The following is an 11,963-nucleotide window of genomic DNA, read 5'->3' as shown; positions in this document are numbered from 1 at the left end:
CCGCATGCGGATCGTCATCGTGGGTGCCAGTGGCAACGTGGGGACGGCGCTGCTGCGCCGGCTGCGCCCGGAGTCGGGGCTGGAACTGGTCGGCGTGGCTCGGCGACTGCCCGGCCCGGACGCCGGTGAGCCGTACGACCGGGTGGAGTGGCACTCCTGCGACATCGGGGCGCCGGGCGCGGACGGGAAACTCGCCGCGCTCTTCGCCGGTGCCGACGCCGTCGTGCACCTGGCCTGGCAGATCCAGCCCAGCCACGACCAGCGCACGCTCTACCGGACCAACGTCGGCGGCAGCCGCGCGGTGATCGAGGGCATCGTCCGGGCCGGCGTTCCCAGCCTGGTGTACGCCTCGTCGGTCGGCACGTACGCGCCCGGCCCGAAGGACCACCCGATCAGCGAGCGCTGGCCGGCGACCGGGGTGCCTGGATCGTCGTACAGCCGGGACAAGGCCGAGGTCGAGGCGATGCTCGACCGCCTCGAATCCGAGCACCCGACCGTGCGGGTGGTGCGGCTGCGGCCCGGGCTGATCTTCCAGCGCGACGCGGGCACCGAGATCGCCCGGTACTTCCTCGGGCCGCTCGCCCCGGTCCGGCTGCTGCGCTTCGGGCGCATCCCGGTCGTACCCGCGAACCGCCGGCTGCGGATGCAGGCGGTGCACGCCGATGATGTCGCCGACGCGTACGCCAGGGCGGTTCTGGGTGAGGCGCGCGGCGCCTTCAACGTCGCCGCGGACCCGGTGCTGACTCCGGAGCTGGTGGCCCGGCACTTCAAGGGCTGGACGATCCCGGTGGCCGCCCCGGTGCTGCGCGCCGCCGCCGCGCTGAGCTGGCGGTTCCGACTGCAACCCGTCGACGTCGGCTGGGTGGAGCTGGCCCTGAACGCGCCGCTGATGTCCAGCGAGCGCGCCGAGACCAAGCTCGGCTGGCACCCGAACGTGGACGCCCTCACCGCCCTCAAGGACCTCTTCGCCGGCATGGCCGCCCGCGCCGGCACCACCGCCCCACCCATGTCCACCGCCCCCGACCTCCCCGGCCGCCCCGCCGCCCTCCTCAAAACCCGCCTCCCCGGCCACGGCAACCCCTACTGATCAGTCCTTCCTCCCACTCCACCGCCCGTTGATCATGAAGTTGTTGTCACGACACGCCGGTGCGGCGGGCAACAACTTCATGATCGACGGGCGGGTCAGCTCAGGCGGGAGGAGGTGGTGGTGGGTGGGCGGGCGCCCAGGAAGAAGATGCCGGGGAGGCCCTGGGTCTCGAAGCCGTCGCTGGGGTTGCGGCGGAGGGTCGAACCTTCGATACGCATGGTGCCGGTGCGGTTGTTGCTGACGAAGAAGATCGCGCCGCCGCCCTCGTTGGCGTGGTTGTTCTCGATGAGGGTGCCGGCGATGCGCACGGTGAACTCGTTGCCGTCGCAGTAGATCGCGCCGCCGCTGCCGCCGCCGGGGGTGCCCGACCGGGCCGGGTTGGCGCCGCTGCCGACCGCCCTGTTGCCGGTGAAGACGCTGTTCAGCACCGTCCAGGAGACGCCGATGCTGCTCAGCGCCGCCCCGTTGGCGCAGACCCCGCCGTGAAGGTGCTGTTCACCACGTACACCGGCTTGTTGTCGTACTGGCTGAGCACCCGCAGCGCCGCGCCGCCCAGGTCGGGGCCGGTCCGGTCGCAACGGTTGCCGGTGAAGCGGGAGTTGACCACCTTGACCCGACCGCCGCGTACGAAGATCGCGCCGCCCCCGCCGCCCTCGGTCCGCTCGCCGGTGGAGTTGCCGTCGGCGAAGGTCAGGTTCTGCACCGTGAGCTGCGGGTGGTCCTGGTTCTGGCAGTGCGAGGTGGTGAAGCCCTGGGCAGCGTCGCAGGTGTTCATGTAGAGGATGCGCCGCTCGCCGCCGCCGGAGAGGGTGACCTTGCCGCCGCCGTCGAGCACGGTCCGGGCGCCGACCTTGTTACGGACCTTCGCGGTGGCCTTCATCCGGATCGTCACCGGGTCGGGGCCGCAGTCGAAGGTGATGATCCCGCCCGCCGCAACCGACCGCACCACCGCGTCCGAGGTACAGCTCGCCGGGGAACCCGTACCCACCGTCCTGGTCGGACGGGAGATGGCCACCGCCCGCGCCTCGGCCGGGACCGTGGCGCCGCCGTTCGGGTTGCCCGCCCGCAGTGGCGAGCCAGCGGTCTTCGACGGCCTCGGGGACGCGCTCTTTCCCGGCCCGCCCAGGCCGCTGCGGGCCGTCGGTCCGCCCGACGGGCTCGCCGTCGGGGCGGCAGCCTCCACGGTGGACCGCGCGACCGGGGCCGCGCCGTCCCCGCTCCCGCCGCAGGCGGGCAGGGTGGCGGTGGCGACGCCGAGGGCGAGCAGGCGGACAAGGGATCTCACGCGCACCCGCCGATGCTAGAGGCGTGGGCGGTCCGCGGCGATTCCTCCGCCGAGGCTTAACCCACCGCTAACCCGCGCTGCGTCGGTTGATCCACTCGCCTCGCGGACGGCGAGCCGCCGACGGGTGGTCAGGCGTGGGAGAGGGCGAAGGCGGCCAGGAAGCCGAGGACCGTGATCAGGCCGACCAGCAGATGGGCGTCCTCGAACGCCTCCGGCACCATGGTGTCGGTGATCATCGCGAGGATGGCGCCGGCGGCGAGCGCGGAGATGGTGGCCAGCACCTCCGGCGGCGCCCCGCCGAGCAGCGTGTAGCCGGCGAGCGCCGCCGCGCCGCTGACCAGCGCGATCGCCGTCCAGAGCAAGAAGACGTACCGCCGGGAGCGGCCGGCCTGGCGCATGCCGGCGGCGCTGGACAGCCCTTCCGGGACGTTGCTCAGGAAGACCGCCACCACCGTCACCAGGCTGACCGGGCCGCCGGCGAGCAGGCTCGCGCCGATCACCACCGACTCGGGTACGCCGTCCAGCAGCGCGCCCACCGCGATCGCCGACCCCGAGCCGGGCTGTTCCTGTTCCGTCGGCTGCTCGTCGCCGGAGCGCTTGCGGTGCCGGGCACCGCGCCGGGCCAGCAGCAGGTTCGCCCCGGTGTACGCCAGCGCCCCGCCGGCCGCCCCGATCACGGTCGGCAGCAGCCCGCCCTGCGCGTGCGACTCGGCGATCAGTTCGAAGGAGACGGCGGAGAGCAGCACGCCCGCGCCGAAGGCCATGACCGAGGCGATCATCTTGCGGGGCACCCGGGCGAAGAACCCGACGACCGCCCCGATCAGGAGTGCCGAACCGGCCAGCAGACCCCAGGCACCCGCTTGCAACCACTCCGGCACCTGGCGGACGGTACCCGACCCCCCCGACCCGAAAACCGCATCGCACCAATATCACCGCCCCACCCCGCCCACCGGACCGACCGACCGGCGTGCCCCAGGGGCGCGCACTTTCTCTGAAAGAGTGGCCTCCGGCCGCGTGATGAGCCCGCTTTCTCTGAAGCTGTGCGGATCTTGACGCCCGGCGCGGGGGGCGGCGCAAGGCCGCGAGGTGGGGTTAGAAGTCGGCGAAGAGGTAGGGGAGGTGGCGGGGGAAGAGGCGGCGTAGTTCGGCGGCAGCCTCCGGGCCGATCGAGCCCAGCCCTCGGACGGCCACCTCGGCCGGGTCCAGGACCCCGTACGCGAGGGCGGAGAGCCCGGCGGCGGTGAGGGTCGCCGACGGCGCCGGGCCGCCGGTGGTCAGCGCCAGGTGGCCGGTGGTGCCGTCGAGCAGGTGGGTGCCGGCCAGCCAGCGGTCGCCGACCAGCTCGACCCGGACCCGGCCCGGGCCGGCGGGGAGGCCGGCGAGCGCGTCCAGCGACAGCAGGCGGGCCATCGGGGCGGGCGAGCCCGGGCGGGAGACCCGCGCCTCGACGTGTACGGCCAGGTCGGTCAGCCAGAGTTCGGGCAGCTCGTCGGCGGGCACCTGGAGGGTGATCCGGTCGACCTGGTCGACGTGCCGGGCGAGGAACTGCAGCAGCAGCGCCCGGGCGTACGGGTCGCTGACGAGCAGGTCGTCGCCCTGCAGCTCGCCGCCGTGATCGTCGATGCGGTAGGTGAGCGCGCCCATCGTCGTACCGTCGATCCGGGCCGTGACCAGCCAGCGGTCGTCGCGGTCGCGCAGCCCGACGGCGCGGAACTCCGGGAAGATCGCGAAGCCGTGCCGCTCCCGTACGCAGCGTTCGGTGAACGCCCGGTAGCCGGGGTAGCCGGCGCCGATCCGCTCCCAGGTCACCTCGCCGGGCAGTTCGGCCCGGAGCAGCGGGTCCAGGTCGGCGGGGGAGAACCGGGCGGTACGCGCCCGGGGCAGCCCGACGTAGCCGAAGCGCTCGTAGAAGCCGGCCCGGAACGGGTACAGCGCGGTCAGCGGGTGCCCCTCGTCGCGCATCTCGTCGAGGAGCTGGTGCAGCAGCGCCCGGACGTGACCCCGCCGGCGGGCCAGCGGGTGGGTGGCCACTCCGGCCACGCCGGCCATCGGCAGCACCCGCCCGCGCAGGTTCTGCCGCATCGGGATGGCGCTCGCCGCCGCCTGCGTCTCACCGCCCTCGTCGACGACGAGCGTCCGGTTGCCCTTGTTGTACGGCAGGTACCGGTGGAACGCCTCCACCCGTTCGCTGCTCAGCGGGGACGCCTCGAAGGCGTACGCCTGGAGCGGGAAGCTGGTGGTCAGGCGTTCCTCGGCGGCCAGGCGACGGATGAGCATCCGTCCATCCCAACCCGGCCGGCGGTCCGCCGCAACCCGATTGGTCCGGTTCAGGCCTCCGTCAGGTCGGAGACGACCACGGTGACGTTGTCCGGCGCGCCGGCCTGGTGGGCGAGCTTGACCAGCTGTTCGCCGCAGAGCTGGCGGTCGCCGTACGTGGTCAGCGCGGCGTGGATCGCGGCGTCCTCCACATAGTCGGAGAGGCCGTCGCTGCACAGCAGCAGCCGGTCGCCGACGAACATGGTCAGCACCCCGATCGCCGGTGGGGCGTCCGCGCCCTGCACGGCGCGGGTCACCAGCGACCGTTGCGGGTGGTGCCGGGCCTGGTCGGGGGAGAGCGCGCCCTGGTCGACCAGCGCCTGCACGAAGGTGTCGTCCCGGGTGAGCTGGGTCAGTTCGCCGTCGCGCAGCAGGTAGCAGCGGGAGTCGCCGACCTGGGCGAGGACCAGGATGTCCTCGGCGAGCAGGCCGGCAGTCAGCGTCGTACCCATGCCGTCGCGCGTCGGATCGGCGGAGATGGCGGCGCGGATGCGTTGGTTGGCGGTGGCGACCACGGCGCGCAGCGCCTCGGCGGCCTCGTCGGCGGCGGTCGGCGGGTCCAGCTCGTCCAGAATGCGGATGACGATCTCGCTCGCCACCTCACCGGCGGGGAGCCCACCCATGCCGTCCGCGACCGCCACCAGGCGGTCACCGGCGAGGGCGGAGTCCTCGTTGTTGGTGCGGACCAGGCCGACGTCGTTGAGGATGGCCGAGCGGAGGATCAGCGTCATGCCACAAGCTTGCCAAGAACACCCTTGATCCGTCTCTACGCACTAGTGCGTAGGGTGGCAGAAATGATGCCGGTGTCCATGGTCGGACGCGCCGGCGAGCGTGCCGAGCTCGACCGGGCGTGGTCCACCGTGGTCGACGCGGGCCGTCCGTCGCCCGCCGTCACGGTGATCACCGGGGCGGCCGGGGTCGGCAAGAGTCTGCTGGTCGCGGCGGCTGTGGAGGGCTTCTCGCCCCGCCCGGCGGTGGCCCTGTCCGGCGCCGCCCGGCTGCACGACCCGGCCCCGTACGACTGGCTGGCGGCGGTGCTCAGCGGCCGCGACACCAGCGGTCTCGATCTGCCGCCGGACGCGCTGGCCTGGCTCGCCCAGCAGCCCACCGCGCCGCGCGAGCGCTACGCCCCGGGCACCCTGCTGCGGCTGGCCGTGCGGACCGTCCGGCGGCTGGTAGGCGCCGGCCCGGCCGTGCTGGTGGTGGAGGACCTGCACGCCCTCGACCCGGCCAGCCTCAACCTGGTCGGCGAGCTGGCCACCGCCGGTGACCTGCCGGCCCTGCTGGTGGTGGCGAGCCGGCCGCCGGCCGACGCGGTCGCGCCGGACCTCGCCGTCCGCGTCCTGTCCCGGCTCTGCGGGGTACGCGGCGCCGTGCGCCAGCACCTCGGGCCGCTCGGGGTGGCCGAGGTGGCCGAGGTGCTGACCCAGGTGTACGACGGCACCCGCCCCACCGACCGGATCGCCACCGCCGTCTGGCGGCGCACCGGCGGCAACCCGTACGCGCTCACCGAGCTGCTCGCCGCGCACGCCGGCCGGGGCCTCGAGGCGTTGGCCGAGCGGCCGCTGCCGGAGCATCTGCGGCCGCCGGCGCCCCGCCCGGCCGCCCCGCCCGACGCCGAGCTGACCGGCCGGGAGGTGGAGGTGCTCGGCTGCCTGGTCGCCGGGATGTCCAACAAGCAGGCGGCCCGCGCGCTCGGCATCTCGGTCCGCACGGTCACCGTGCACGTGTCGAATCTGCTGCGCAAGACGGGCTCGGCGTCGCGCACGGAGGCGGCGCTGTGGGCGGTACGGCACCGCGTCCCGTCCCGCCGGCTGGGCTGAGCGGTCCGGTCGCCTGCCCCCGCCTCCCCGCTCCCGCCTCCTGGGCGGGCCGGGTGGACGGGCGCGGCGTGCTGGTGGGCCGCCGCTAGGGTGGCCGCGACGACGGGGGGTGCGGTGATGGCGCGACGGCTGCAACCGGTGCTGGCCGGCGTGGTGACCGCCCTGGTCGGCTTCGCCAGTTCGTTCACAGTGGTGCTGGCGGGGCTGCGGGCGGTGGGCGCCGACGAGGCCCAGGCCGCCTCCGGGCTGCTCGCGGTCAGCGTCGCGTCCGGGCTCTGCGCCCTCTGGTTGGGGCTGCGGCACCGGATGCCGATCGCGATCGCCTGGTCCACCCCGGGCGCGGCACTGCTGGTCGCCACCGGCCCGGTCCCCGGCGGCTGGCCCGCGGCGGTCGGCGCGTTCCTGCTCTGTGGGGTGCTCATCGTGGCCGCGGGTCTCTTTCCCGTGCTGGGTCGGGCGGTCGCCGCGATCCCGGGCCCGGTGGCTGCGGCGATGCTGGCCGGGGTGCTGCTGCCGCTCTGCACCGCCCCGGTGCGGGCGCTGGTCGAGGTGCCCCGGCTGGCCGTACCCGTGATCGTCACCTGGCTGGTGCTGCACCGGTTCGCCCGGCGCTGGGCCGTGCCGGCGGCGCTGGTGGTGGCCGCGGTGACGATCGCGCTCACCTCGCCGGCCGGGGGCGTCGGCGGGTTCCGGCCGGTGGTCGAGCTGACCGCGCCGGCGTTCACCGTGCCGGCGCTGGTCGGGCTGGCACTGCCGCTCTTCCTGGTCACCATGGCCGCCCAGAACGTCCCCGGTACGGCGGTGCTGCGCGGCTACGGCTACCAGCCGCCGCTGAACGCGGCGCTGCGGGTGACCGGGCTGGCCAGCGCGCTCGGCGCGACCTTCGGCGGGCACGCGGTCAACCTCGCGGCGATCAGCGCCGCCCTGGCGGCCGGGCCGGATGCCCACCCGGACCCGGAGCGCCGCTGGATCGCCTCGGTCACCGCCGGCCTGGGGCTGGCGCTGCTCGGGCTGGGAGCGGGGGTGGCGACCGCGCTGGTGCTGCTCTCCCCGCCGGTGTTGATCAAGGCGGTGGCCGGGCTGGCGCTGCTCGGCGCGCTGGCCACGGCGGTCGCCGCGGCGGTCGCCGAGCCGGAGAGCCGGGAGCCGGCGGTGGTGACCTTCGTGGTCACCGCGTCGGGGGTGAGCCTGCTCGGGGTGGCCGGCGCGTTCTGGGGCCTGCTCGCCGGCTGGCTGATGCTGGTGCTCTTCCGCCGGCGTGCCGCGTCGCCGCCGGCCGGCCCGACCGCGCCGGCCACGGTGCCGGCGCCCTCCCGCGCGGCGGAGAACGGATCGGGTCCGGCCGGCTCGGCCGACACCGGATCGGGTCAGGTCGGCTCGGACGGGAGCGGGTCGGATGGGGGCGTGCGGGCCGAGGCCGGCGAGGTCACGAGGCGCTGACTCTCACGTCCACCGCCATCACCCGCAACCGCACGTCGGCACGGCGCGCGGGTCGAGGCGGGGCAGCCTCGGGTGCCGAGTGCCTACCGAATGGGCTATCGACCTGATGACGTGAACGATTCACCGGGTGTCGGACGCCGGAGACCAGCCTTGAGTCGTTCACGTCATCAGGTCTGTAGCGCGTCGACCACACCGGTGGTGGTCGCATCAGCCCGAGGCCCGGTCGGTCGTCACGTCCCCACGTCACCGCGAGTGGGCGGTCACTCTTCCGGGGGGAGGTCGCCGACGCCGACGCCGAGGCGTACCTGGCCGTCGGTGACGGCGGCGATCTGGTCGGCCAGCACGTAGACCGCGCCGGTGCGGGCCAGCTCGGTGGAGACCTTGAGGTAGCCGGTACGCAGCAGCCGGGCGGCGAGGTCGGCGGGCAGGTCCGGCTCCTCCACCGCGGCCGACTCGATCAGCTCGTCGAGGCTGCCGCCCGGGTCGGCGGTCGGCGCCTGCACGGTCACCGCGTTCGGGTCACCCCGCTGCACGAGGTCGACGGTGCCGACCTCGACGCCGGCCGTGTCGATGACCCGCATGCCGGTGGTGACGCGGGAGATGGCCGCCTGCTGCTCGGTGCCCTGCTGCTTCATTCCCGGGCGGTTCCCGGGCCGGCGCGCCGCTAAACGCCGGTGCTCGGCGGGGCCCAGGCGCTCGGCGGGCGCGGGGAGAGCTCCCGCCAGCCGTCGGTCCCCTCGAGCAGGGCCCGGACGGTCTCCTCGGCCTCCTCCGCGCTGCCGTACTCGTAGAACTGGGAGACGCCCTCCGCACCGCCGGCCCGCTGCTCGACGTGCCAGCGGTCGGCGTCCACCCGGAGGAAGACGTCCCGCCGGGCCAGCCGCCCCCATTTGCCGTTCCACCAGTGCTTGCGCTGTTCCATGGCCGGACTCTATCGAACATGTGTACGACACGGGACGGCCCCTGTGGGATTCCCACAGGGGCCGATGTGCATGCGGTCGCGTCAGCGCGGCGCGGGCGGCTCCGTACGCCGACCGAGCACGTCGTCGAGCGCGCCCCGCTGCTGCGCCGGGGTGGTGTGCCCGCCGACGACCAGGGCGTCCCGGATCTCGGTCAGCAGCTTGACCTCCTCGCTCGGCGCCGAGGGCGGCGGCTCCTCGCCCCGCTTGCGGCGCTCCGCGAGCCGGTTCATCGGGAAGACGACGAGGAAGTAGAGCGCCGCCGCGGTGAGCAGGAAGGTGATCACGGCGTTGACGAAGGCGATCCAGTCGAAGGCGATCCCCCGGAACGTGGGAGCGGTGCCCGCGAGGCCCTTGTCGCTGCCGGTGAGCAGCAGGACGATCACCCGGATCAACGGTTCGAGGAACGATTTGGTCAGTTGCGTGACCACGCCCGTGAACGCGGCACCGATGACGACACCGACCGCGAGGTCGACGACGTTGCCGCGCATGATGAAGTCTTTGAAGCCCTTGAGCATCCGTACTCCCGTGCTGTCCGATTCTGCGTCCGGGACAACCTATGCCCCCGGGGGCGGCTCCAGGAAAGCACCGGCCTCGATCGCCGCGCGGGCCGGATCGCCGTCCCGGATCGCGGCGACGAGTCGACCGTGGTCGACGTACCGCTCGGGCTCCAGCGCGTCCCCCATGGCCTGGGCGACCGTGCTGCGCAGCGCCGTGCCGACCGAGGCGTAGAGCTCGGCGAGCATGCCGTTGTGGGCGGCGGCCACCACCGCGATGTGCAGCGCCGCGTCGGCCTCCACGAACTCCGTCACCCGGCCCGAGCGCCAGGCGGCCTCCCGGATGGCGAGCGCCGCGTCGAGCGCCGCCAGGTCCGCCGGGGTACGCCGCAGCGCGGCCAGCCGGGCGGCCTCCACCTCGAAGGCGCGCCGGACCTCGATCACCTCGGCCATCCGGTCGTCGGTGAGCCGGCGGGCCACCACCGGGGCCAGTTCGTCGGTGGAGACCACGTACGTCCCGGAGCCCTGCCGGCACTCCAGCACCCCGGCGTGCACCAGCGCGCGGACCGCCTCGCGGACGGTGTTCCGCCCCACCCCGAGCGCCGCGACCAGCTGCGGTTCGGTCGGGATCCGCCCGCCGACCGGCCACTCGCCGCCGAGGATCCGCTCCCTGAGCTGCTCGATCGTCTGGCGTACCCGGTGGCCGCGCGGGGGCACGGCGACGGAATCGACGGTGGGTGTCACCGGTTACACCTGCTGCCGAAATTCATCCCATGATTGTAGGTTCGAGGTCATGACCCCGCCACCCACCTGCACCGAGGCCGAGGCCCCCGCCGCCGACCGGTCCGTCGCCGACCCGGGCGCGCCCACCGCCGACGTGTCGCCCGGGCCCGCGCCGGCCGCCGTCGTGCCCCCGGCCGGCCGGCCCTCAGCGGCCCGCGGCGGTGCGCTGGTGCTGGTCGGGATGCTGCTGGTCGCGCTCAACCTCCGCGCCGCGGTGACCAGCCTGGGCGCCCTCCTCGACGAGGTACGCACCGGACTGGCGCTCTCCGGCACGATGGCCGGTTTCGTCACCACCCTGCCGACGATCGCCTTCGCCGGTCTCGGCGCGCTCACCCCGTGGCTGGTCCGCCGCTACCCGCCGGCCCGGGTGCTGGTGGTGGCGATGCTCGCCCTCACCGTGGGGCAGGTGCTCCGGGTGGCCACCGACTCCGCGCTGGTCTTCGTGCTCACCAGCGCGCTCGCGCTGGCCGGCATCGCGGTGGCGAACATCCTGCTGCCGATGCTGGTCAAGCAGCACTTCCCGCACCGCACCGGGCTGGTCACCGGGGCGTACACGATGGCTCTGACGGTGGGCACGACGGTGGCCGCCGCTTCCGCGGTGCCCGTCGCGCACGCCTTCGGCTCCTGGCGGGCCGGGCTCGGCGTCTGGGCCGGGCTGGCCGCGGTGGCCGTATTCCCGTGGGTGCCGCTGGCGCTGCGGGCCCGCGCCGCCCGGCGGGCCGCGGCCCCGACGGCGGCCCCCGCCGTGCGGGTGCGGATCCGGCCGGAACGCACCCGGCTCGGCTGGGCGATGGCGGTCTACTTCGGCGCGCAGTCGCTCAGCGGATACGCGATCATGGGCTGGCTGGCCCAGCTCTTCCGCGACGCCGGCTACCGCCCCGAGGCCGCCGGACTGCTGCTCGCCGGGGTGACCGCGCTCGGCGTGCCGGTCGCGCTGATGATGCCGACCCTGGCCGGCCGGCTGCGGACGCTACGACCGTTGGTGCTGGCGCTGACCGCCTTCTCCACGGCCGCGTACCTCGGTCTGGCCGTGGCGCCGCACGGCCTCGCGCCGCTCTGGGTCCTGCTGCTCGCCCTGGGTCAGGGCGCGTTCCCGCTGATCCTGACCACCATCGGCCTGCGGGCCCGGACCGCCGAGGGCACGGTGGCGCTCTCCGCCTTCGCGCAGAGCACCGGTTACGTGATCGCGGCCCTCGGGCCGCTGCTGGTCGGCATCCTCTACGAGGCGACCGGAGGCTGGACGGCCCCGCTCGGGTTCCTGGTCGCCGCGCTGGCCGTGCAGACGACCGCGGGCATGGTGATCGCTCGTCCCCGGTTCATCGAGGACGAGCGCTGAGGAGAATTGTCAGGAGGAGGCCGGTGTCGGGTCGCCCGCCACGGCCTGCTCGACCGTCGGGTACGTGTGCAGCACCTCGACCAGACCGCTGACCTCGAGGATGCGCAGCACGCCGCGCTGCGGGGCGGCCAGCCGGACCACGCCACCGGCCTCGTCGCAGCTGTTCTTCGCGCGCACGAAGACCGACAGGCCGGTCGAGTCGCAGAACGACACGTCGGCCAGGTCGAACACGAGACGGCTGCGGCCCTTGTCGAGCAGGTCGGTGATCTGGTCCTGCAGCTGCGGTGCGGTCGCCATGTCGAGCTCGCCCGCGACCGAGACGACGACCACGTCGCCGCGCTGTTCCGTGTGCACCGTCAAGGACATTCGGACCTCCTGTTATCGGTGGAACGGTATCCCACGAAGGCCCGAACACGCAGAACGGGAGTGCGATCCGG

Annotated in this window: 12 protein-coding genes and 1 pseudogene; 4 read left to right on the top strand and 9 right to left on the bottom strand. The window is 74.3% G+C overall.

Annotation, left to right across the window (positions count from 1 at the left end; all coding sequences use genetic code 11):
- The first annotated feature begins 4 nt into the window (after positions 1 to 4).
- Positions 5 to 1,087 (top strand): NAD-dependent epimerase/dehydratase family protein, encoded by a 1,083-nt coding sequence (locus tag GA0074696_RS01095; protein ID WP_088959367.1) that lies wholly within the window; start codon positions 5 to 7, stop codon positions 1,085 to 1,087.
- 95 nt (positions 1,088 to 1,182) lie between these two features.
- On the opposite strand, the pseudogene GA0074696_RS01090 reads toward GA0074696_RS01095, so the two are convergent.
- The 4 genes and pseudogenes from GA0074696_RS01090 to GA0074696_RS01075 form a co-directional block, all read right to left on the bottom strand.
- Positions 1,183 to 2,372: pseudogene (locus tag GA0074696_RS01090) on the bottom strand (hypothetical protein).
- Positions 2,373 to 2,500: 128 nt separating this feature from the next.
- A complete protein-coding gene (locus tag GA0074696_RS01085) occupies positions 2,501 to 3,250 on the bottom strand; it encodes a ZIP family metal transporter (RefSeq protein WP_088959366.1) in 750 nt (249 codons plus the stop codon).
- 214 nt (positions 3,251 to 3,464) lie between these two features.
- A complete protein-coding gene (locus GA0074696_RS01080; RefSeq protein WP_088959365.1) occupies positions 3,465 to 4,649 on the bottom strand; it encodes a GNAT family N-acetyltransferase in 1,185 nt (394 codons plus the stop codon).
- A 50-nt stretch (positions 4,650 to 4,699) separates the two neighbouring features.
- Positions 4,700 to 5,419 (bottom strand): PP2C family protein-serine/threonine phosphatase, encoded by a 720-nt coding sequence (locus tag GA0074696_RS01075; RefSeq protein ID WP_088959364.1) that lies wholly within the window; start codon positions 5,417 to 5,419, stop codon positions 4,700 to 4,702.
- Between the two features lie 63 nt (positions 5,420 to 5,482).
- Between GA0074696_RS01075 and GA0074696_RS01070 the strand changes: the two genes are divergently transcribed.
- A complete protein-coding gene (locus tag GA0074696_RS01070) occupies positions 5,483 to 6,511 on the top strand; it encodes a LuxR C-terminal-related transcriptional regulator (RefSeq protein ID WP_088959363.1) in 1,029 nt (342 codons plus the stop codon).
- 117 nt (positions 6,512 to 6,628) lie between these two features.
- Positions 6,629 to 7,951, top strand: a complete 1,323-nt coding sequence (locus GA0074696_RS01065; RefSeq protein WP_088959362.1) for a benzoate/H(+) symporter BenE family transporter — start codon at positions 6,629 to 6,631, stop codon at positions 7,949 to 7,951.
- Between the two features lie 260 nt (positions 7,952 to 8,211).
- Here GA0074696_RS01065 and GA0074696_RS01060 read toward each other — a convergent pair whose 3' ends face one another.
- The 4 genes from GA0074696_RS01060 to GA0074696_RS01045 all read right to left on the bottom strand — a co-directional run bounded on the left by GA0074696_RS01060 (position 8,212) and on the right by GA0074696_RS01045 (position 10,151).
- Entirely contained in the window at positions 8,212 to 8,586 is a 375-nt protein-coding gene (locus tag GA0074696_RS01060) for a hypothetical protein (RefSeq protein ID WP_088959361.1), read from the bottom strand.
- A gap of 29 nt (positions 8,587 to 8,615) precedes the next feature.
- Positions 8,616 to 8,873: a hypothetical protein gene (locus GA0074696_RS01055; RefSeq protein ID WP_088959360.1), complete on the bottom strand. Its 258-nt coding sequence runs from the start codon at positions 8,871 to 8,873 to the stop codon at positions 8,616 to 8,618.
- Positions 8,874 to 8,954: 81 nt separating this feature from the next.
- The gene (mscL, locus tag GA0074696_RS01050) at positions 8,955 to 9,428 is read right to left on the bottom strand and encodes a large conductance mechanosensitive channel protein MscL (protein ID WP_088959359.1); all 474 of its coding nucleotides are present in this window, start codon (positions 9,426 to 9,428) and stop codon (positions 8,955 to 8,957) included.
- A 39-nt stretch (positions 9,429 to 9,467) separates the two neighbouring features.
- The gene (locus GA0074696_RS01045) at positions 9,468 to 10,151 is read right to left on the bottom strand and encodes a FadR/GntR family transcriptional regulator (RefSeq protein WP_088959358.1); all 684 of its coding nucleotides are present in this window, start codon (positions 10,149 to 10,151) and stop codon (positions 9,468 to 9,470) included.
- A 49-nt stretch (positions 10,152 to 10,200) separates the two neighbouring features.
- On the opposite strand from GA0074696_RS01045, the gene GA0074696_RS01040 reads away from it, so the two are divergent.
- Entirely contained in the window at positions 10,201 to 11,526 is a 1,326-nt protein-coding gene (locus GA0074696_RS01040) for an MFS transporter (RefSeq protein WP_088959357.1), read from the top strand.
- Positions 11,527 to 11,535: 9 nt separating this feature from the next.
- Here the strand turns inward: GA0074696_RS01040 and GA0074696_RS01035 are convergent, their stop codons facing one another.
- Complete coding sequence (locus GA0074696_RS01035; protein WP_088959356.1) at positions 11,536 to 11,892, bottom strand: STAS domain-containing protein; 357 nt, start codon at positions 11,890 to 11,892, stop codon at positions 11,536 to 11,538.
- Between the last annotated feature and the right edge of the window lie 71 nt (positions 11,893 to 11,963).

The organism is Micromonospora purpureochromogenes, assembly GCF_900091515.1.
Lineage (GTDB): Bacteria > Actinomycetota > Actinomycetes > Mycobacteriales > Micromonosporaceae > Micromonospora > Micromonospora purpureochromogenes.
This window is presented reverse-complemented; position numbering and strand designations above follow the sequence as displayed.